General features: G+C 70.8%; 18 protein-coding genes, 1 tRNA gene and 1 pseudogene. 15 read left to right on the top strand and 5 right to left on the bottom strand.

The window, feature by feature from the left end; translation table 11 throughout:
- Nucleotides 1-81 precede the first annotated feature (81 nt).
- On the top strand, nt 82-1077 hold the full coding sequence (locus tag LW587_RS02210; protein ID WP_232627973.1) for a Kelch repeat-containing protein: 996 nt from the start codon (nt 82-84) through the stop codon (nt 1075-1077).
- Nucleotides 1078-1084: 7 nt separating this feature from the next.
- Here the strand turns inward: LW587_RS02210 and LW587_RS02215 are convergent, their stop codons facing one another.
- Together LW587_RS02215 and LW587_RS02220 are read right to left on the bottom strand one after the other, a co-directional pair.
- The gene (locus LW587_RS02215; RefSeq protein ID WP_232627974.1) at nt 1085-2344 is read right to left on the bottom strand and encodes a glycoside hydrolase family 5 protein; all 1260 of its coding nucleotides are present in this window, start codon (nt 2342-2344) and stop codon (nt 1085-1087) included.
- Between the two features lies 1 nt (nt 2345).
- The gene (locus LW587_RS02220) at nt 2346-3620 is read right to left on the bottom strand and encodes a DUF1972 domain-containing protein (RefSeq protein ID WP_232627975.1); all 1275 of its coding nucleotides are present in this window, start codon (nt 3618-3620) and stop codon (nt 2346-2348) included.
- Between the two features lie 6 nt (nt 3621-3626).
- Here LW587_RS02220 and LW587_RS02225 point away from each other — a divergent pair, with 6 nt between their 5' ends.
- The 4 genes from LW587_RS02225 (at nt 3627) to LW587_RS02240 (ending at nt 7709) form a co-directional block, all read left to right on the top strand.
- Nucleotides 3627-4781: a glycosyltransferase gene (locus tag LW587_RS02225; RefSeq protein WP_232627976.1), complete on the top strand. Its 1155-nt coding sequence runs from the start codon at nt 3627-3629 to the stop codon at nt 4779-4781.
- Nucleotides 4778-6082 carry a lipopolysaccharide biosynthesis protein gene (locus tag LW587_RS02230; protein ID WP_232627977.1) on the top strand — a complete coding sequence of 435 codons (1305 nt, stop codon included), beginning with the start codon at nt 4778-4780 and terminating at the stop codon, nt 6080-6082. The genes LW587_RS02225 and LW587_RS02230 overlap by 4 nt, the downstream gene beginning before the upstream one ends.
- Nucleotides 6079-7266: a GNAT family N-acetyltransferase gene (locus LW587_RS02235; RefSeq protein WP_232627978.1), complete on the top strand. Its 1188-nt coding sequence runs from the start codon at nt 6079-6081 to the stop codon at nt 7264-7266. Before LW587_RS02230 ends, LW587_RS02235 begins: the two co-directional genes overlap by 4 nt.
- A 173-nt stretch (nt 7267-7439) precedes the next feature.
- A complete protein-coding gene (locus LW587_RS02240; protein WP_232628062.1) occupies nt 7440-7709 on the top strand; it encodes a hypothetical protein in 270 nt (89 codons plus the stop codon).
- 455 nt (nt 7710-8164) lie between these two features.
- On the opposite strand, the gene LW587_RS02245 is transcribed toward LW587_RS02240, so the two are convergent.
- The 3 genes from LW587_RS02245 to LW587_RS02255 all read right to left on the bottom strand — a co-directional run bounded on the left by LW587_RS02245 (nt 8165) and on the right by LW587_RS02255 (nt 12072).
- Complete coding sequence (locus tag LW587_RS02245) at nt 8165-9802, bottom strand: ABC transporter permease (protein WP_232627979.1); 1638 nt, start codon at nt 9800-9802, stop codon at nt 8165-8167.
- A 96-nt stretch (nt 9803-9898) separates the two neighbouring features.
- Entirely contained in the window at nt 9899-10876 is a 978-nt protein-coding gene (locus tag LW587_RS02250; RefSeq protein ID WP_232627980.1) for an extracellular solute-binding protein, read from the bottom strand.
- Nucleotides 10877-11013: 137 nt separating this feature from the next.
- A complete protein-coding gene (locus tag LW587_RS02255; RefSeq protein ID WP_232627981.1) occupies nt 11014-12072 on the bottom strand; it encodes an ABC transporter ATP-binding protein in 1059 nt (352 codons plus the stop codon).
- Between the two features lie 199 nt (nt 12073-12271).
- Here LW587_RS02255 and LW587_RS02260 point away from each other — a divergent pair.
- From LW587_RS02260 to LW587_RS02305, 10 genes and pseudogenes are all read left to right on the top strand, one after another.
- Nucleotides 12272-12345: transfer RNA gene (locus LW587_RS02260), tRNA-Gly, on the top strand.
- A 132-nt stretch (nt 12346-12477) separates the two neighbouring features.
- Complete coding sequence (locus tag LW587_RS02265; RefSeq protein ID WP_442919080.1) at nt 12478-13410, top strand: DUF5131 family protein; 933 nt, start codon at nt 12478-12480, stop codon at nt 13408-13410.
- Nucleotides 13407-14333: a three-Cys-motif partner protein TcmP gene (locus LW587_RS02270; protein ID WP_232627982.1), complete on the top strand. Its 927-nt coding sequence runs from the start codon at nt 13407-13409 to the stop codon at nt 14331-14333. The genes LW587_RS02265 and LW587_RS02270 overlap by 4 nt, the downstream gene beginning before the upstream one ends.
- Nucleotides 14334-14336: 3 nt before the next feature.
- Nucleotides 14337-14579, top strand: a complete 243-nt coding sequence (locus LW587_RS02275; RefSeq protein ID WP_232627983.1) for a hypothetical protein — start codon at nt 14337-14339, stop codon at nt 14577-14579.
- Between the two features lie 58 nt (nt 14580-14637).
- Nucleotides 14638-16137, top strand: coding sequence for an IS21-like element ISMdi27 family transposase (istA, locus tag LW587_RS02280; RefSeq protein WP_232627984.1), 1500 nt, complete (start codon nt 14638-14640; stop codon nt 16135-16137).
- The gene (istB, locus tag LW587_RS02285; RefSeq protein ID WP_232628064.1) at nt 16137-16868 is read left to right on the top strand and encodes an IS21-like element helper ATPase IstB; all 732 of its coding nucleotides are present in this window, start codon (nt 16137-16139) and stop codon (nt 16866-16868) included. Before istA ends, istB begins: the two co-directional genes overlap by 1 nt.
- Before the next feature lie 195 nt (nt 16869-17063).
- Entirely contained in the window at nt 17064-17288 is a 225-nt protein-coding gene (locus LW587_RS02290) for a hypothetical protein (RefSeq protein ID WP_232627985.1), read from the top strand.
- A 925-nt stretch (nt 17289-18213) separates the two neighbouring features.
- Nucleotides 18214-20094, top strand: coding sequence for a hypothetical protein (locus LW587_RS02295; protein ID WP_232627986.1), 1881 nt, complete (start codon nt 18214-18216; stop codon nt 20092-20094).
- Between the two features lie 126 nt (nt 20095-20220).
- Complete coding sequence (locus LW587_RS02300; RefSeq protein WP_232627987.1) at nt 20221-20652, top strand: hypothetical protein; 432 nt, start codon at nt 20221-20223, stop codon at nt 20650-20652.
- Nucleotides 20653-20956: 304 nt separating this feature from the next.
- Nucleotides 20957-21151: pseudogene (locus tag LW587_RS02305) on the top strand (integrase core domain-containing protein); the annotation flags it as partial.
- Nucleotides 21152-21268: the final 117 nt, after the last annotated feature.

Genomic DNA, 21268 nt, shown 5'->3' on the forward strand with positions numbered 1-21268 from the left:
TCGCGGACGCAAGACCCGGCGCAATCCGGCTCCGCGGGCCGTTTGCCGCGTTGGTGCAGGCCCGACGCCGGAGACCCGCCCATGATCCGACCGCTTGCCCTTCGCCCTCTTGCCCCTCGCCCTCTTGCGCCTCGCCTCCTTGCCCGCCTCGCCCTCCTCGGGCTGCTCCTGCCGGCGGGTCCGGCGGCGTCCCACGAGGTCGGCGTCTGGGCCGGTGGGAGTTCGGCCCCCGCCGAACGCTCCGAGGTCGCGGTCGCGGCCCTCGACGGCAAGGCCTACGTCATCGGCGACTACAACGGCGCGACCGAGCTGCTGATCTACGATCTCGCCGCCGATCGCTGGAGCAAGGGCGCGCCGTTTCCCTATCCGGTCCACCACACCATGGCGGCCGAGCAGGGCGGCCGGATCTACGTGTTCGGCGGCTACGTGAACGGCTGGGAGGCGAGCCCGAAGGTCTGGGCCTACGATCCGAAGGCGAATGCCTGGGAGCGGAGGGCGGACCTGCCGACGCCGCGGGCTGCGGGCGGGGCGACGTTGCTCGGCGGGAAAATCCACGTGGTCGGTGGCAGCGGTTCGGGCCGAGGCAACGTGGCGGCCCACGAGATCTACGATCCCGCGACCGATTCCTGGGCGAGCGCGGCCCCGCTGCCGACGCCGCGGGACCATCTCGCGGTCCAGACGGTGGAGGGGCGCGTCGTGGCCACCGGCGGCCGGGTCGACGGCGAGTCGAGCAGGAACCTCGCGACCAATCAGGTCTACGATCCGGGCAGCGATCGCTGGAGCGAGGCGGCGGCGCTCCCCACCGCGCGCAGCGGTGTCGCCTCGGCGGTGCTCGGCCGCGAGGTCTTCGTCATCGGGGGCGAATCCAACACCCGCACCTACGACGCGGTCGAGGCCTTCGACCTTCCGGCCAATGTCTGGCGGGGTCTCGCCCGCCTGCCCACCGCCCGCCACGGCTTCGGCGCCGTGACCTACATGGGCCGCATCTACACCCTGACGGGCAGCCCGCGCCCCGGCGGGGACAAGTCCGGAATCGTCGAGGTGCTGGACCCGAAGGGTGCGCCGCCGGCGCGGTGAAGCCCCCTCACCCCGGCATCCGCAGGCCGAGGGCGGCGACGATCTCCGGGTCGAAGACGCGGGTGGCGTCGTCGGTGACGAGGCCGAACCCGTCGAAGAAGTTCCAGTAGGCCCAGCCGAAGCCGTATGCCTCGATCGTCTCGCGCAGGTCGCGCAGGTAGCGCACCCGGTCGGCGGCGCCCGCGGCGACGTAGCGGGCGTCGCTGCGGAGCGCCCCGAATTCGCCGATCAGGACGCGGTCGGCCGCGATGCCATGGGCCCGGGCCCAATCGCGGACACCTGAGAGGCCCTGGGCTAGGAACCGACGGTCGGGCCGGGCCGCGAAATACTCGCGCATCTTGGCCTCGGTCTGGGTCCAGGCGGCCTCCTTCTCGGCGGCGGAACGTCCGGAATCCTCCGCCATCCGGCGGCGGGTGGCGGCCAGGGTCGCCTCGAGCGTCCCGGCGCTCGCCGGCCAGGGCACCGCGTTCAGCGACCGGTAGAACGGCTCGCCGCGCATCCACGGCGCGCCCTGGTGGGTGAAGAGGTAGGGCTCGTAGAAATGGACCACGTAGGTGAGCGGCGCGAAGGTCTCGAGGGGGGCGGGATCGAGGGCGCGCAGGCCCGGGACCATGCTGCCGCAGGCCCCGGTCGCCGTGAGCGCGAGCCCGGGGGCCGCCGCGCGGGCGGCCGTCAGGAGGTCGCGCTGCACCGCCTCCCAGGCCGGCGCGCCGCAGGACTGGGGCGGCTCGTTGACGGGTTCCAGCACGGTCCGGGCGCCGTCGATCCCGGCGAGCCGCCGGGCGACCTCCGCCGCGAGGGCGCGGTAGGCGGAAAAACCGGGCGCTTCCCGGTCTGCGAGTAACCGGCGCGAGGTCCAGTGATGGGTGGCCTCGTTGATCTGGAGATTCACGACGGCGGCGAGCCCGGCTTCGAGGCAGAGGCCGACCGCCGCGTCGAGCTCCTCGAGGAGGCGGCGGCGGAACGGCGTGCCCTCGAAGGCGAGGAACGGCCCGGGATCGACCGGCACGCGCACGAAATCGAAGCCGGCCTCGGCGATCCGCTGCAGATCGGCCCGGCGCGGGACCGGCCGCTGATCTTGGAACGGCGGCCACGCATAGTCGGTGCGCGGGGCCGAATATTCCTTGGTGAGCGAGAACCAGGGCCACAGGCTGATGCCGCGGCGCAGCCGGGGACCCGCTGCCCGGGCCGGACCCGCGGCCGGGGTCGGAACCGGCGCCACGGCCGAGAGCGCCGCGGAACCGAGGAGGGCGCGCCGGGAGATCATCTCAGCGGGCGCCGGGCGAGGCCGCGGGGCGGTTCAGGGCCGGCCGGGATGCCGGACCGGGGGACGCGTGCCGACCGGTGGCGAGGACGTAGATCTCCGCCTCGTAGTTCGCCAGAACCTCGGACCACTGGAAGCGCTCGACGGCCCGCCGTCGCGCCGCTGCCCGGGCCGGCGCGAGGCGCTCCGGTTGGGTCAGGGCGAGGTCGATCGCCGCCTCCAGCTCCGTCTCGTCGCGGAACAGGATCTGTTCCGGTCCGGCGGTCCAGGCGTTGAACGGGTTGGCGTGGGCGATCACCGCGTTGCCCGCCCACAGGGCCTCGACCAGCGACGGGTTGGTGCCGCCGACCTGGTGTCCGTGGAGATAGGCGCGGGCGTGGAAGCGCAGCGCCTGCACGATGGCGGTATCGTAGATCCCGCCAGTGAACAGCACCTCGTCGCCGGCCTCCGCCTGCACGGCACGGTGATAGGGATTGGCCGGATCGAGACAGCCGAGCACGACGAGGCGCGCCCCGCGGCGGCGGCGCGAGAACGCGCGCACGATGGCGAGGATGGAATTGTCCGGCTCGATCCGGGCGACGCTGAGAAGGTAGCCGTCCGGCGCCAGCCCGAGGACCTCCAGCGGCGCGGTCGGGGCCGCCGCGACGGGGTCGCCCCCGTAGGGAATGGTCGCGATCGCCCCCCGGGGCCGGCGGGTAGCGAGGTGATCGGCGATGGCCGGATGGTCGGCGATCAGCCGGTGCGAGGCCCAGGCCGCGAGCCACTCGCTCGCGAAGAAGTAGGCGCGCACGGCGAGGCCCCATTTCGGGCGGCGCCACTCGATCCCGTCCATATTGGTGAGAACCTTGCAGCCGCGCAGGCGCAGCCAGGGCAGGAACACGGCCCCGTTATAGCCGAGGACGAGGCACGGGACCGTCCGCGTCGCGGCGTGGCGCGCGCAATGCCCGTCGAAGGCGAGGGTGGCCGCCGCCCCGGTGAGGCCGACCTCCACATGGACGAGTTCGACCCCCCGCCACATCGTGGTGGCGAAGCGCTGCCGGACCGTGTCGACCTCGCGCTGGCAATAGACCGTCACGCGCCAGCCCCGGCCGGCGAGGTACAACGCCAGACGCTCGGCCAGCGTCTCGAAGCCGCCATGGGCCGCCGGGATGCCTCGCGTGCCGAGGATCGCCACCGCCGGACGGTGCGACCCGTCCTCCCGCGGGATCAGGCCCGCGGTTTGCTCGGACAGCTCCGCCGCGGCCGGAGCGGTACCGAACCGGGACGTTTCGAAAGCCATGGGTCCATGCGCATCGTCTGTATCCATCAGGGCTACGAACTCTACGGCTCGGACCGATGCTTCATCGAAACCGTCGGTGCCATTCGCCAGACCTTTCCGGCCGCTGACCTGACGGTGGTCCTGCCTCAGCCGGGACCGATCGTAACGCTCTTGGAACCGCTCGCGACGCGCGTGGACTACGCAAACCTCTGGATTCTCCGTCGGAAAGGCCTGTGGCGGCTCGCCCTGCTCGGTCCGCTGCGGCTTCCCGCCGCCGTCCTGTCCGCCGCGCGGCGCTTCGCGACGGCCGACCTCGTCTACGTGAACACCGCAGTCGTGGCCGATCACCTGCTGGCGGCCCGATTCTTCCCCGGCCGGACGATCCTGCACGTGCACGAGATCCCGCAGGGCGCGGCCCGCACCCTGCTGCGCGGCCTCGCCCGCTGGAGCCGGGCCGAGATCGTGTTCAATTCCCGGGCGACGCGGCAGGCCTTCGCGCTGCCGGCCGTGCAGCCCGCCCGGGTGATCCATAACGGGATCGCCGGCCCGCCCGAGGCCCTGCCACCGTCCTATGACGGGGCACGGCCCCTGCGGGTGCTGATGCTGGGACGCCTGAGCCGGATCAAGGGCCAGGACGTACTCCTCGACGCCCTCGTCGCCCTGCCCGAGCGCATCGCCCGGCGCATCGAATTGCGCATCGTCGGAAGCGCCTTCCAGGATCCGGAGCGGGAGCGGACGCTGGCGCGGCGGATCGCAAGCGCCGCCCATGCCGGGCGGGTGACGCTCCTGCCCTTCACGCCCGACCCCGACCCGCATTACCGCTGGGCCGACATCGTCGCGGTCCCGTCGCGCCTGCCGGAATCCCTCGGCCGCGTCGCCATCGAGGCCCTGGCCTATGGACGCCCGCCCCTCGTCTCGGCGATCGGCGGCCTCACCGAGATCGTGGAGGACGGAGGCTGCGGCTGGTGCCTGCCCCCGGGCCGGCCCGACCTTCTGGCCGAGGCGCTCGCGCGGATCGTCGAGGCACCAACCGCGTGGCGCGGCTTCCCGGCGGCGGGTCGGGTCCGCTACGAGGCCCTGTTCACCGAGGCGGTCGCCCGGCGCGCGGTCGCGGCCCTGCTGCGCGAGCGCCTGATGCCCGCGGTTCGGGCCGCGGCGGAGACGCCGGTGACCGCACCATGACGGGGCCCGAGGCCCAGCGTCTCGCCCAGCGCTTCGCGGTGATGCTCGGCGGCGAGGTGCTCCAGAGCCTGTTCCATTTCGGGCTCAACCTCGCCCTGGTCCGCGCCCTCTCGGCGCATGATTACGGCCTGTTCGCCATGGTGTTCGGGCTTGCCGCCGTCGCCCTCACCTTCGTGCGGGCCGTGGCCGGCGTGCCCGCCGCGACCTTCATCCCGCAGGCGCGCTCGGGCCCGGCCGCCCGGGCGCTGGCCGTCAGCTTCGGCACGGGGGCGGTCGTCTCCGCGCTCGCTCTCGGCCTCCTGACCGCCCTCGCCTTCGCGCCCTTCGTCGGCGCGGGCGCGCTGGCGGCGGGCGCTCTCGTGACGGCGTGGTCCCTGCGCAGCTTCCTGCGCACCCTGCTGATCGTCCGCGGGCGCGCGGGCGTCGCCGGGCTGAGCGACCTCGCCTACGCGGTCAGCGGCATGGCGCTCCTCGGGCTCCTTTTGTGGGGCGAGCCCGGTGCCCTCCTCTGGGACAGCCTGTGGCTGCTCGCCGTCGCCCACGGGATCGGCCTCGTGGCGGCCCTCGCGATCCTGCGCGAGCCGATCCGGATTGATCTGCGCCGGGCCGGGCGGCGCTACCGCCGGCTCTGGCGCGCCTTCGCGTGGTCGGTGGCCGCGACGGCGACGGCGAACCTCCAGGGACAGGGCCCGATGCTCCTCGTCGGCCTGCTCGCCGGCCCCGCGGCCTACGCCCCGATCGCGGCGGTGCTGGTGCTGTTCTCCCCGCTGCGGCTCCTCGGCACCGTCGTGGTCAACCTGACGCAGCCGGAGATGGCCCGCCTCATTGCGGCCGGCGAGACCCGACGCCTGCGACGCGTCGCGGCGGCGGGCAGCGCGGCGCTGACCGCCGCCTGCCTCGGCTATGGCGGCGCGATCCTCGTGCTCGCCGGCCCGATCGAGGCGCATCTCTTCGCGGGCCGCTTCGCGCAGGACCCCTTCGTGCTGATCGTCGGGCTGGTCTGGGCGACCGTGACCCTCACCATGCTCTATGCCGGACCCAAGACCCTGATCGAGACGCGGCTCGGCTTCCGCGACCTCGCCGCGATGGCACTGGCCAGCGCCACCGTCGGGATGGTTTTGGTGACCGCGCTGGTCGTCCTCGTCGCCCCCGCATGGTCGATGGCCGGGGTGGCGATCTCCGAAATCATCGTCCTGGTCTGGTGCTGGCGTCGAGCTCCGGGCCGGGCTGGCGCGACGCCGGCCCCGCGCGCCGCCGGCCTGTCCCGGCTTGTTCCGGCCCTGGTGCGGAGACTTCCATGAGCGCGCCCGTGCCCGAGGGTACCGAGGCCTTCGCGGCCGTTCCCCACGCCGATCCCGCCGCGGTCGCGCCCCTTTGGCGCCGCTTCCAGGAGACCGGCGCCTGCACCGCCTACCAGCGCCTCGAATGGGCGCAGTGCCTCGTGGCGCATCTCTGCCCGCCGCGGCGGGGCGTGCCGCTGATCCTCGAGATCCGGCGCGCGGGGGACGCGGTGATGCTGCTGCCGCTGGTGCAGCGGCGGCATCGGGGCGTACGGATCGTCGAGGCGCTCGATCTCGGCGTCTGCGACTACGCCGCGCCGCTGCTCGCGCCCGGCTTCGCGCCCGGGGCCGGCGAGGCGGCGGCGATCTGGCGGGTGGTCCTTCGGGCCCTGCCGCCCTGCGACCTCCTGCGCCTCGCCCGGATCCCCGAGGCGCTCGGTCCGGTCGCCAACCCGCTCGCCCTGCTCCCGGAGGCGCGGCCGATCGCACTGACGGCGTCCGGGGTCGCGCTGGAGGGAGACCCCGACACCCTGCTCAAGCGCGTCTGCAGCGCCTCCTTCCACCGGGACCTGCAGCGCCGGGCCAAGCGCCTCGACGGGCGGGCCACGGTCCGCCTGGTGGTTGCCGAGGGGGAGGCGGAGATCGCCGAGCTCTTCGAGACCCTCGCGGCGCAGCGGCGCGAGCGCTTCCGCGAGATCGGCCGCCACGAGCCCCTGGACCTGCCCGGCACCGCCGCCTTCTACCGCGCAGCGGCACTCTCCGGAGCGGAGACCGGATCCGTGCGGGTGTTCGGCCTCAAGGCCGACGACGCGTGGATCGCCACCGCCTACGGCCTCGTCCATGGCGGCGCCTTCCACGGTACCATCCTGGCCATGGCGGGGGAGCCGTGGCGGACCTTCGCGCCGGGCCTGCTCATCGCCGCGCGCATCATGGTCTGGGCGCGGGCGCAGGGCCTGACCTATTTCGATTTCACCGTCGGCGCGCAAACCTACAAGAACGGCTTCCGTCCGGAAGCGCGGGCCCTGCTCGGGCTGGCCGTGCCCCTGACCCTGCGCGGGCGCGCCGCCCTCGCCCTGGAGCGCGCGGCGGAGGCGATCCGGAACAGCCTCGAGCGCCGGCCCGCTCTGTCGGACCGCGTGCGACGCAGCGTGCGCTGGCTGCGGCGGCGGGGTTCCCGCGCCCAGGGTCCGACGGACGAGAACTGAGCGCAAAACCCCGCGTGCGGCGCGCCTTTCGCACCCCGGCGCGCGACTTAATCCGCCTTCGCACGTGCGTCGCGTCACATCCGAAACTATAAGTTTTGCCTATATTCGAGCCATGCAGAGAGAAACAGCTGGGAAAGGCCGGGTTGTCGCTGCTTAAGGAGTATGAACACCAAATGAAAATGCGAGTTGCCGCCGTCGTTGCCGCCGTCATTCTCGGCGTGAGCGCTCCGGTCTCCTCCGCTCTGGCCGCCCATTCCGTCGCCGGGATGGAACGGTCCGTCCCGGTCGGGCCTTATGAGCCTGAGGTGACGGGATCGCTCGGTGTTCACGACAGCCGATCCTTCGCCCGGTGCCCGATGAGCTCGGCCGCCGAAGGCAACGCCGACCAGCAGAACTTTCCCGTCAAGCAGTATGGCCAGACCTCCGGCGGCACGCGCTGCTGACACGGCCCGATCCGGACGGAACCTTTCGACGATGAACCGGCCGCACGGGACCGACCGCGTGGTCGAATCGTGTCACGATGTCACGGTCGGTCGCCGGATAGTCTTGCAGCATCGTGCATGATTCCGGATTGATCGGAACGTTATCGATCAAATTCGCTCACGTTTTCGAGAATGGGTGCCGCAAGACTGGACGCGGTCGCGTTTCCGACCAAGTCTGAGGATATTGCAGCGCACCTAAGCCCCCTGGCACAGCCTGTGCGAGCCGGAGGGTCACCCCGAACCGCGTCGGCCGCCGCCGACGCGACCACAAAAAACATCGCCGTCTCAGGAGCCATCCATCGATGCAGATGAAGCCGATTTCCTACGCCATGATCGCCGTGTTCGCGCTCGGCATCGCCGTGACCGTGTACGGCTCCGTGAACGTCCTCCTGGGCTCCTGACGCCCCCTCAAGGGATCAGAGCCGCTCGCCCCGTCGCAGAACCGCGTCCCGGTCGAGCCGCAGCAGCAGGGTCACGGGCACGAGGCCGATCACTACGATGAGCAAGGCGGCGGCGGCACCATCCTCATAGGTGCCGCGCGCCGCTTCGCCGTAGAGGTGCGTGCTCAGCGTCTCGACGTTGAGTGGGCGCAACAGGAGCGTCACCGGCAGCTCCTTGGCGATATCCACGAAAGCGAGGAGCGCGCCGCTCAGCACCGCCGGCCAGGCCAGCGGGAGCTGGATGGTGGTCAGGGTCGCGAGCCGGCTCCGTCCGAGCACCCGGGCGGCATCAGGAATCGCGCGGGGAATGCGGGCGAGCCCGGCCTCGCTGGCGCCCACCGTCACGGTGAGGAAGCGCAGGGCGTAGGCGATCACGAGGGCGCCCCCGGTGCCGAGCCCGACCAGCGCGGTGGCGATACCGACCTCGAACAAGCCGGAATCCAGCAGGGCCAGGGGCCCGAGCAGCCCGACCGCGAGCACGGTGCCGGGCATGGCGTAGCCGAGGCCGGCCGCGCGGATCAGCATCCGCCCGGCGCGGGCGCCCAGCAGATAGGGCGTCGCCGCCACCAGCAATCCGATCACCACGGTCACCCCGGTCGCGACGCTTGCGTAGAGGATCGTGTTCAGGGTCTGGGACGCCAGGGCGTCGGGCAGGCCGTGTCCGCCGATCCGCCGCCACGCCTCGAAGGCGAGATGGCCCGCCGGCAGCAGGAAGCCGAAGGCGACCGGCGCCGCGCCGAGGGCCAGGGCCGCGCCGGCCCGCCAGCCATTCAGCCGGCGCCGGGCGCTGGCGGCATCGCGGCGGGCGTTGCCGGCATAGCCGCGTCCACCGCGGGCCAGCCGCTCCAGGCCGACGAGGGCGACGACGCAGGTCAGCATCACCAGCGCGATCTGCGCCGCGCCCGGGAGATCGGAACGGTTCACCCAGGTGGCGTAGACCTGCACCGTCAGGGTGCGCACACCCAGGAATTCCGCGGCGCCGACATCGTTGAGCGCCTCCATCAGGGCGAGCCCGGTCCCGAGCGCCACCGCCGGCCGGGCCAGCGGCAGGGCCACCCGCAGGAACGTGCGCCACGGCCCGGCGCCGAGCATGCGCGCGGCCTCGAGCAGGGTGCCGGCCCGCATCAGGAACAGCGCCCGGGTCGGCAGGTAGACGTAGGGATAGAGCACGAAGCCGAGAAGCCCGATGCAGCCGGGCAGCGAGCGCAGATCCGGCAGGGGCAGGTCGCGCGGGCTCGCGAGGCCGAGAAGCCCGCGCAGCCCGGTCTGGAGCGGCCCGAGCGGGTGCATCAGGTCGAGATAGGCATAGGCGACGACGTAGGTCGGCATCGCGAGCGGCAGCAGCAGCGCTGCGTCGAGAAGGCGCCGGCCGGGGAAGTCGAAGGCTGAGACCAGCCATGCCGCCCCGGTGCCGAGACCGATCACCAGGAGGCCGACGCCCGCGAGCAGGAGGGCCGTGTCGCGGATCGCCTGGGGCAGCACGTAGGCCGCCAGATGCGGCCACAGCTCGCCCCCGCCCTCGGAGGCCGACAGGCCCAGGGAGATGACCGGCGAGAGCAGCAGCGCCGCCAGCGCCGCCGCCCCCACCCAGCCGAGACCGCGCGCCGCCGACATCGTTTCCCGCATGGATCGGGTCATCCCCCTGGCCGATGACCCCGCCGCGTCGTCCGTCCCGCGCCCTGTGCCCCGCGCCCTGTGCCCCGTTCGGGCTCAGTTGTCGAAGCCGACCTTGTCGAGGAGCAGGCTCGCCGCCTTGCGGTTGCGGGCGATCTCGACGAGCGGCGTCGGGTCGAAGGTCAGCGTCCCGAGGCTGGCGAGCAGGGGATCGATCGTGGCGCCGGCCTTCACCGGGTACTCGTAGTCGGTCTTGGCGTAGAGTGCCTGCGCCTCGTCGGAGACGAGATATTCGAGGAGCTTGACCGCCTCGTCGCGGTTCGGCGCGTTCTTGGCGACGACGGCGCCCGAGACGTTGACGTGGGTGCCCCCGCCCTCGAAGATCGGCAGCACCACCTTGATCGCCTCGCCCCATTTCTGCTGGTCCGGACCACCACGGCCCGAGCGCATCAGCCCGACATAGTAGGAATTGGCGAGCCCGACCTCACAGAGGTCGGCGGCGATGTCGCGGGCGACGTCGCGGTCGCCGCCGGCGGCCTTGCGGGCGAAATTCGCCTTTACGCCGCGCAGCCAGGCCTCGGTCTTCTCGGCGCCGTGGCGCACGAGGAAGGCCGAGATCAGGGCGGTGTTGTAGGGATGCTGGCCCGAGCGCAGGCAGATCTTGCCCTTCCAGGACGGGTCGGCGAGGGATTCGTAGGTGGCGGCCTTGAGGTCGGTCAGGCCCTTGTCGGCGTAGAGGACGCGGGCGCGCATCGACAGGGTGAACCAGCGTCCGTCCGCGTCGCGCAAGGGGGCCGGCACCGCCGCCTCCAGCACGGGCGAGCGCACCGGCTGGGCGAGGTCGCGGTCGACGAGTTCGATCAGGTTGCCGATATCGACGGTCATGACGACGTCGGCGGCGGAGCGCGCGCCCTCTGCGGCGACCCGTTCGGCGAGGCCCTTCTCGACGAAAACCGTGTTGACCTTCACACCGCTCTTGGCTGCGTAGGCCTCGAGCAGGGGCCGGATCAGGCCGGGTTCGCGGGTGGTGTAGAGGTTGACCTCCGCCGCGCCCGCCGTGCCACTCAGGCCCAACGAAAGACACAGACCTGCCCAAAATCCAGTCTTGCCGAGATACGACACGCCGAAACCTCCCCCAAACCATCCGAACGGTGGGGTGTTATACAGTCTCCCGCCGACCGGCAAGGCGGGTTTGTTTTTAAATATTCTAATTATATTGTGGAGATTCTCTCTCCGGGGGGCGTCTCCGCGAAGATATAGGCGCGGGCCGGCAGGAGGTGGATCCCCACTCTGTCGCCGGGGGCGGCTTCCGGCGGCACATGGAGGCGCAGCGGGGCGTCGCGACCGGCGACCACTAGGTCGAGGCGCAGATGCGCCCCGGCGAAGGCGCGGCCGAGCACCGTCGCGGTCACCCCCTCCCCCACCGGCCCGAGCCGGATCGCCTCCGGGCGCAGACACACCCGGACCGCGCCGTCCGGCATGGAGGCGGGCCGGGGCAACGGGCCGAGCGCCGTCGTCACGAGACCGTCGACGGCCTGCCCCGGGATCTCGATGATGTCGCCGAGCGCCCGTGCCGCGAACGGGGATCGGGGCGCATCGTAGAGCCGCTCGGGGCTGTCGCATTGAACGACCCGGCCCCGGTGCATCAGGGCGATCCGATCGGCGAAGGCGATGGCTTCGGCGGAATCGTGGGTCACCAGGATCGCGCCGATGCCGTCCCGGCGCAGCACGGCCAGCGTGTCGGCGCGGACATGCTCGCGGGTCCCTGCGTCAAGATTCGAGAACGGCTCGTCGAGCAGCAGCACCCGCGGCCGCGGCGCCAGCGCCCGGGCGAGCGCCACCCGTTGCGCCTCGCCGCCCGACAGGGTCCCCGGATAGCTGTCGGCCCGGTGGGCCAGCCCGACCTGAGCGAGCCGCTCCTCCGCCACGCGCCGGGCCTCGGCGCCCGGCAGGTGGGCGAGGCCGAAGCGGACATTGGCCAGAACGGTGAGGTGGGGAAACAGCGCGTAGTCCTGAAACATCAGCCCGACGCCGCGGGTCTCGGGCGGCTCGTGGCAGCCCCGCCCGGCGACGCGCCGGTCGCCGACGGCGATCTCCCCCGAATCCGCCACGTCGAGGCCGGCGATGAGGCGCAGGAGCGTGCTCTTCCCGCAACCGGACGCCCCGAGCACCGCCAGAATCTCCCCCGGCCCGAGCGAGAGCGACACGTCGTCGAGGGCGAGCGTCCGGCCGAAGCGGCGGGTCACCTTCGCGACGTCCAGCCCCGACACGGCGTTCGGTGCATCCGCGCCCGCTCTGGGCGCGGCCTTCACTGTCGGGCGGCGAGGAAACACGGAGGGTCGTTCCGGGAGGCGGGCCTGGAGAGAGAACGCGGGACGCCGCCCCCTTCATCCTGCCGCCCCGGAGAGGCTGTGGACGCAAGCCACGCGCTTCTCAAGCCGGCCGGAGCGTGATATCGGCAGTGCCGCCGCGGGTGTAGCTCAATGGTAGAGCAGCAGCCTTCCAAGCTGAATACGAGGGTTCGATTCCCTTCACCCGCTCCAACGTTTCAAGGCCGGAAAGCTCCACCTGCACAGGGGTTTAGCTCTCCGGCCTTTTCCTTGCCGGGGGCCGACCCGTTCGAGTGATACCAGCCTGATACCAGTTTCGGCCCGCTAGGGACGCTGACGTAGCCAGTGCAGGCACAGGCGGCGGAGATCCCGCATGAGGCGCCCGCGACTCGTGAGAACAATCGGATTTCAGAGGTGTCCGAGGCCTATTGGTCCCTCGCTACCGCGGCGGCGATCATGCCTTCATCGCGAGGCGCAGCCGCCGTTCCCGCCTCGCGCGGCGACCTGACCTTTGATAGGTATTTGAGCATGGCTGATGCGACCGCCATCGAGTGGACCGACGCGACTTGGAACCCTGTGACGGGTTGCACCAAGATCAGCCCCGGCTGCGATAACTGCTACGCTGAACGCTTTTCGGAGCGGTTCCGAGGCGTCCCCGGCCACCCCTTTGAAACGGGCTTCGACCTGACCCTGCGCCCGGCGCGCCTGGAGCAGCCTCTGGCGTGGCGCGAGCCCCGCATGATCTTCGTGAACTCCATGTCGGACCTGTTCCACAAGGAGGTGCCCGAGGAGTTCGTCGCGCGTGTCTTCGATACGATGGAGCGCGCGCACTGGCACACGTTCCAGGTCCTGACAAAGCGCTCCTCCCTCATGCGGGACTTCCTCCGGCGCCGATACGGTACCAGCCGGGGCCCGGCACACATCTGGTGCGGCATATCGGTCGAGGACGGCGTGAGGACCTCACGTATCCGCCATCTGCGCCAAGCGCCGGCCGGCATCCGGTTCCTGTCCATCGAACCCCTGATCGGCCCTGTCGGCCGGCTCGACCTCGACGGCATCGACTGGGTCATCGTGGGCGGCGAGAGCGGTCCCCGGGCCAGGCCGATGGACCCCGAGTGGGTCCGGGAGGTCCGCGACCAATGTGTCGCAGCCGGCGTGGCGTTCTTCTTTAAGCAATGGGGTGGATCCCGCCCAAAATCCGGTGGTCGCAGCCTGGACGGACGCGAGTGGAGCGAGTTTCCTGTTCCACCGCGCCTACCCAAGGTTGCCGCCGCATGAGCAAGAAGCCCAAGGAAGGTGTCGGCCCTTGGGCTAAGGAGAAGCTGGACGCACTGGGGGAGTACCTCGGTTTCTACACCAAGGTGCTCAAGAAACAGGGCTGGTGGTGTCGAGGCACCATCTACGTCGACGCGTTCGCCGGCCCCGGGCGGGCCAAGGTTCGGACCAAGCCCAAGGCGGCGCCAGAGATCGGCCTGTTCGACACCGAGCCGGCGGCAGACGCCGAGGCCGTCGAGTACCTGAAAGGCTCGCCCCGCGTCGCGCTGGACATCGAGGACCCGTTCACGCGCTACGTCTTCATCGAGCGCAACCCGGAGCGCGTTGCCGAGCTGCAGGCGCTGGCGGAGGAATACGGTGACACCCGCCGCATCGTCGTCCGAGAGGGCGATGCAGCCACCGAACTCCAAGCCATCCTCGACAGTGGCATCAACTGGAAGCACCACCGCGCGGTCGTCTTCGTCGACCCCTTTGGCATGCACATCCCGTGGTCGAAGTTGGAGGCCTTGGCGCGGACCGGCGCAATCGAAGTGTTCGTGAACTTCCCGCTGGGCATGGCCATCCAGCGTTTCCTCGTGCGCAGCGGCGACATACGCGAGAACTGGCGGGAGACGCTCGACGCCTTCTTCGGGTCACCGGACTGGTGGGATCACGCTTACGAGGAGCGGGTTGGGCTGTTCGGGGCCGAGACCCTGAAGCTCGCCGACTCCGGCATCCGGCTGCTGGAGTGGTATCGAGGCCAGTTGAAGGACGCTTTTGGACACGTCTCTCCCGGACGCCTCATCCGGAACACGCAAGGCGGTCACCTGTACTACCTCGTCTGGGCCGGGCCCAATAAGAAGGGGCTGGACGGCGCGCAGCACATCCTGAGCAAGGGCGACCGTGTCTCTACAACGCGAGCGCGCAAGGGCACGGCGGCCGGGTAGGGCATGAGCGACGCACCCCTCTACCCCTCCCAGGACGGCCCCGGCGCCGGGCGCGTCGTGGAGGTCACCGTCCGCGTCATGGTCGGCGCGGACCGGAGCACGGTCGTCGTCCGCCGCGGCGGCGAGCCCGACATCCTGCACGAGGTCCGCCCGCACGGGGCGGAGGCGGACGGCATCGGCGCCGCCGTCTGTGTTTCGGCGTGCAACTTTGACCCCCTGATGCGGGGGATCGGCGTCCAATTCTGACCCCCTGAAGCTTGCTCTCGCAGACTGCCCTCCGGGACGACCGGACGGGTGGTGGGGGATGAAGGGCGTGGACACGATTGCGCGCATCCGGCGCGAGTTCTTCATCCGCGGTCGGTCGATCAAGGACATCGTCCGCGACCTGCACGTCTCCCGCAACACCGTGCGCAAGGTCATCCGCTCGGGAGCCACCAGCTTCGCCTACGAGCGCGAGGTGCAGCCGCTGCCCAAGCTGGGACCATGGCGGGACGACCTCGACCGGATGCTGGCCACGAACGCCAGCCGGCCGCCGCGCGAGCGGCTGACCCTGATCCGGGTGTTCGAGGCGCTGCGCGGGCTCGGCTACGAGGGCGGCTACGACGCGGTGCGCCGCTACGCCAAGGGCTGGAAGCGGGAGCGCACTGCCATCACGGCGCCGGCCTTCGTGCCGCTCTCCTTCGCCCCGGGCGAGGCCTACCAGTTCGACTGGAGCCACGAGATCGTGCTGATCGGCGGCGTGACCACGACGGTCAAGGTCGCCCACGTCCGGCTCTGCCACTCGCGCATGCTGTTCGTGCGGGCCTACCCGCGTGAGAGCCAGGAGATGGTCTTCGACGCCCATGACCGGGCGTTCGCCTTCTTCCGCGGTGCCTGCCAGCGCGGGATCTACGACAACATGAAGACCGCGGTGGAGACGATCTTCGTCGGGCGCGAGCGCGCCTATAATCGCCGCTTCCTGCAGATGTGCTCGCACTACCTCGTCGAGCCGGTGGCCTGCACGCCGGCCTCGGGCTGGGAGAAGGGCCAGGTCGAGAACCAGGTCGGGCTGGTGCGCGAGCGCCTGTTCACCCCGCGCATCCGGGTGAAGAGCTACGACGAGCTGAACGCCCTGCTGCTCGACGGGGTGATCGCCTACGCCAAGGCCCATCCTCATCCCGAGGAACGCGAGCGCAGCGTCTGGGAGCGGTTCGAGGCCGAGCGGGCGGCACTGGTGCCCTATGCCGGCCGCTTCGACGGCTTCCACGCCGTGCCGGCCGCCGTCTCCTCGACCTGCCTCGTGCGCTTCGACAACAACAAGTACTCGGTCATGGCCTCTGCCATCGGCCGTCCGGTCGAGGTGCGCGCCTACGCCGAGCGTGTCGAGATCCGCCAGGACGGCCGCATCGTTGCCGAGCATGCCCGCGCCTTCGGCCGTGGCCAGACGGTGTTCGATCCCTGGCACTACGTTCCCGTGCTCGCCCGCAAGCCCGGTGCGCTCCGCAACGGGGCGCCGTTCAAGGACTGGGTGCTGCCCGCCGCCCTCGACCGGGTCCGGCGCAAGCTTGCCGGCAGCGCCGACGGCGACCGCCAGATGGTCGAGATCCTCACCGCCGTGCTCGGCGATGGCCTGCCCGCGGTCGAAGCCGCCTGTGCCGAGGCGCTGCGCGAGGGCGTCCACTCGGCCGACATCGTCCTCAACATCCTGGCTCGCCAGCGCGAGCCCGCCGCCGCCGTCACCCTCCCGACTCCCGAGGGTCTACGGCTGCGCCACGAACCTGTTGCCGACTGCGCCCGCTACGACAGCCTGAGGAGAGCCCGATGATGGAACGCCAGCAGATCCTCGCCACGATGGGCGAGCTGAAGTTGTTTGGGATGAAGGCGGCCTACGACGAGATCATCAAGGTCGCGGTCAAGCGCACCCACGAGCCGCAGCAGATCGTCGGCGACCTGCTCCAGGCCGAGATCAGCGAGAAGCAGGCCCGCTCGATCCGCTACCAGATGACGATCGCCAAGCTGCCCCTGGCCAAGGACATCACCGAGTTCGCCTTCGCCGGCACGCCGATCAACGAGGGGCTGGTGCGCGATCTCGCCGGCGGCGAGTTCCTGGCGCATCAGCGCAACGTCGTGCTCGTCGTCGGCACTGGCACCGGCAAGACCCACCTCGCCATCGCCATCGCGCGGGCCTGCATCCGCGACGGGGCGCGGGGCCGGTTCTACAACGTCGTCGACCTCGTCAACCGGCTCGAAGCCGAGGCACGCGCCGGCCGGCAGGGCCGCATCGCCGACCATCTCGCCCGACTCGACCTCGTGGTGCTCGACGAACTCGGCTACCTGCCCTTCGCGCAGTCGGGCGGCCAACTCCTGTTCCACCTGATCAGCAAGCTCTACGAAACCACCTCGATCGTGGTCACCACCAACCTCGCCTTCGGGGAATGGCCGAGCGTGTTTGCCGGCGACGCCAAGATGACCACCGCGCTGCTCGATCGGCTCACGCACCATTGCGAGATCGTCGAGACCGGCAACGAGAGCTGGCGCTTCAAGAACCGCGCCTGAGGTCGGCTACCCGTCGCGCCTTCCGGATCCCTGATCAGCCCGGCTGCGCCACCCCGACCCGCTCCGCCGGGCTGATCAGAGGCGTCACGCCATACCCATCCAGGGGGTCAATTTTGGACGCCGATCCGGGGTCAACATTCCACGCTGTTTGACAGGAAGACGCGGTACTGGACGACGAGCGTCACCTGCGGGACGGTGGACACCCGCAACGGCCGCGAGCGCATCGAGGCGCAGGGCGCCGGTTCCGCATGGCTCGATGGCGGCAAGCTCGCCGGGACGTGGTCACCGCCCGGCGGCGCGTACGGCGAGGCCCAGATGCGCGTCTGGAGCGTCGACGAGCGCGACGGCCTCGACGTGATGGTGTCGATGTCGGGCCTGTGCCCCTCCCGCGGACAGGTCGAGCTTTCGACTGGCGACTGACCGGGGCATCATGGGGCCGTCCCCCTCGAAAGGCCGGCCCCATGATCGACCGCGAGCTCGTCGCCGCCCTTGGCCTATGCGCTCTCGGCCTGACGGTCGCCGCGGCCCGCCCGGCGCCGTCCATCGTCACCGTCGCGCATGCCGGCGAGCCGCTGGTGACGGTCCTGGCGGCTCGAACGGAAAGGCCCAGCCCCCTCGTGGGAACCGGGCCTCGACCCGCGTCAGGTCCGCAACAGCCTCGCGCAGGTCGCCGAGGCTCCACCCGGCGGCGGACGAGGTCGAGGATGTCGGCCTTGTCGTTCGTGTACTCCACCGTGGCGCAGGTGAGCATGATGGGCCGCATGTCCCGCCGGCGCTCGACCCCGGCGTCGGGGAGGTCGTCGAACGCGTCGTGCGAACGGCCCTTGCCGCCAGTGTCCTCGAACATGCCCTGAAGCCCCACCACGGAACACGAATCGCCGATCTGCGCCGGCGTGAGGACAGAGTGCCTTTAAGGACGGTGGTCCCACGGGCGGGGGTTGATGCTGGAGCATGGCCGTGCAAGCCGCGCGCCCATCCATTTGAGTCGTGGGGCCTTCACAACGGATCGGGTGGCCTATCCATGACCGACCCGTATGCGGCATGGCGCCGCAGCCGACCGCTACTGAGTTCCAAGCTGGCGAATGGCCGGAAACGGATGGCCACGAGGCACAGGGAGCCTCACCTGACCGGGGTGATTTTCGATCCCGATAGGCAACCCATCCGCATGCTCGGGCCTGCGTAGCCCCCGTTTCCGTGCCTCCTGCGCGATGGCGCTTTCCCGGCCGTCTCCAGGTGGCTGATTCCCCTGCCTTCTCAAAGCCCTGCGACGCGCCGAACCTCTGAGGGTTCGCGAGCCGGGTGTGGTGCCTCGGCTGATCGCGAGACCGGGTCACGGGTCATCTGCATGTCGCTGCTACGGGGGCAAGACGCCCCCTTCTCCTTCCGCTACGCCGCCCCCGAGGCGGCCATCGAGGCCCTCGGCCTGGAGCCGGGCAGGACGAAGTCCGACCGTGCCGTCCAGGCCGCGGTCATCGCCGCCGCCGCCATCGAGCACGATGGCTCCGGCCGCTGGATCTCCTATAGCCGGTCGCACGACTGGTGGGCCGCCGGCCGCTACGACGGCACCCCGGTCACGATGCGGCGCATGATCCGCACCGTCGAGGACCTGGCGTCGAAGGGGCTTATCGAGTCCTTCGTCCAGACGCCCGGGGCGCACATGCTCACCAACGAGAACGAGCGCGTGCAATCGGCCTTCAGGGCCTGGTCCGCGCTTACGAACCGTCTCGGCGGCCTGCGCATGGACGCCATCGAGCGCCCGCCTGTCGTCATGAAGAACGAGGCCGGCGACCCGATCCCGTTCCCCCGGACGGAGCGCGCGGCCCGCATCGTGCGCGAGGTCGAGGACGTGAACGAGTGGCTCCGGACATTCGACGTCAAGGTTGACCCCAAGGCCGACCCGGCCAACTGGCGCCGATCTGCCTACCACCTCCACGCCAGGAAGGTGAAGGACGGGCGCGAGACTTGGGCCTGCACGATCCCGACCGACGTGCCCAGCGTGGTCCGCGTTTTCGGCCGGGAGCGCCTCGACCGGCATGGACGCCTCTACGGCTGGTGGCAGCAGCTTCCGAAGGACCGCCGGAACGAGCTACTCCTGAACGGCGAGGTCATCGTTGAGGAGGATTTCGCCTCCCTGCACCCGACGCTGCTCTACGCCATGAAGGGCATCTGGCTCGACTTCGACCCCTACGATGTCTGGGCCTTCCCCCGAGCCGAGGCCAAGCTCGCGCTCAACATCGGCTTCAACTGCAAGCGCGGCCTGGAGGGGATCACCCGCACCCTCATGGACCGCGAGGACTGGGGGCATGGCTACCGCTACACGACCAAGCTCGTGGCCGAGGTCGCGGCCCGCAACGAGCCCATCCGCGAGTACCTCGGGTCGGACGCCGGCGTCATGCTCATGGGCCTCGACAGCTGCATGTGCCTCGACGTCCTGAAGGGCTGCCGCAAGGACGGTATCCCCGCGCTGCCGGTCCACGATTCCTTCCAGGTCCCGGCGTCGAAGGGGGCTCAGGTCCGAGCCATCATGGGCGAGGTTCTGTACCGTGTGCGTGTCACGATTTCCCCAAAGGTTTCAGGGATTTCGGCTCTCTCGTTCCTACATAATGCCCCCGCTGGTGGGGGCGCCCCGGGGGCGGAGCCCCTGGGGGCCGTCCCTCTCGCTCCCTCTTCCCCGCCCTTGTTGGAGGTCGCCGCCCCTGCCGGAGGGGCCTCGTCCGTGCCCCCCGGCTCCCCGCCGGTCCTCTTACCCGCGCCCCTAGTAGAAGGCCCTGGAACGGTCCTGCCGGGTTCGTACGCGGGCTCTACCCCGTCCCTCGCACCTGCCGTCCCTGCCGTCCTCTGGCCCTCTACGGACGTCCCTCCCGAACCGTACTCGTCAGTCTCCGCACCTAATCTCTGCGCGTCGTCCAGGGAGGGTCGTACAGCGCCTTCTGCATCGCCGCCCTTCCCAGACCCGTTCGCCTGTTCTCCTGCCGTCCCTGCCATCCCCTGCGCCATGAGGCTCGACATGACCGACTCCCGCCCCGTCGTCATCACCGTCCCCGAACCCCACCCCCACGTCATCTACGACGTCGACGGTACCGAGGTGCGGGGCACGCCCATCATGCTCCGTCCCATGGCGGAGGATCTCATCGCGCAGGGTCACGACCCCTACGCCCGTCCCGCCGCGCTCCCTCCGAAAGTCGCGCCCGGCCTGCCTTCCGGCATTGTCCCTCGCGGGGCATAGCCCTACACTGGCGGCATCCGGTGACCCGGTAGGCGCACCACGCCTCGAACCCCCGCTGCTGCGTCTCGGCGCCGGCGGGGGTTCTGCGTTCTGGTCCCTTGCGTCCCCTACCGGCATCCTGTCGTCATGACCGACGCCATCGCCGACCGGGCCCGCTGGGCCAGTGCCTTCGCCGACGAACTCGCGGGCTTCTCGCCCGGCCCGTTCGTGCCCGAGGACGAGGATGCGGGCATGCCCCTGTCCCCGGCGACGCGCCTGACCCAGAGCCAGGAGAACGCCCGCAAGCGCGCCCAGCGTGCCCGGGCCAAGGCGAAGCGCGTGCACGAGCTCGACGCCGCCGTCGCGCAGGGGCTGCGGTGCATCCTGCGCCAACGCAAGGTCTACGAGCGCATGAAGGACGGCGAGGAGCTCAGCGGCATCGCCGTCCGGGTCGAACCCGTTTTCGCCGAGGCCATGCGATTCCTCGTTGAGATCTGCGGCTGGGACCGCCGTATGGCCAGTAAGGCGCTCACCGCGAAGCTCTTGCGCCCGGCCCAGCCCCCGGCCGCCAAGGCGTAGCCGACGCGCCCGTCCCTGCCGGGGCATGTGTTGGCGGATGCACGGAGCGCCCGGACCTTGGGGTGTCCTTCCTGCCTGGGAGGCCGCCCCCTTCGATGAGGACGGCCTGTCCCTTATCAGGTTGCATCCCATGGCCGGCTACCGCTCCATCCCCGTTATCGTCCGCCCGTCGGACCTGCCGGCGCTCAAGAGCGAAAGCCTGCAAGTGGCGCACAACCGAGCGAACGGCATGCTAACTCATGACCCCTTGCGGACCTTCGAGCCTACCGGCTGAGACATCCGCTTTGGAGGAAAAAGCGGACCTTTGCGCGGCGGCTACGACGACGAGTGCCTGAACGAGCATCTGTTCCGGAGCCTGCCGGCGGCCCGGACCCTCATCGAGGCGTGGCGGGTCGACTACAATACCTGCCGCCCTCACACGAGCCTCGGCGGCCTCATCCCGAACGCGTTTGCAACCCGGTCAAAACAGGACCAAAACCAGAACGGACTCTGGTTATGAATGGGGGCAAACAGGGGGCAAGGTCACGGCCCGCCCGGCCAGCCGGCGTCACGAGACCCCGACCCCGCCACGTCCGGTGGCCCGTCCGACGCCCGCCCCGGTGTCGGACAGGGAGGC

It is taken from the genome of Methylobacterium sp. Leaf118, from assembly GCF_920984675.1.
Classification (GTDB): Bacteria; Pseudomonadota; Alphaproteobacteria; order Rhizobiales; family Beijerinckiaceae; genus Methylobacterium.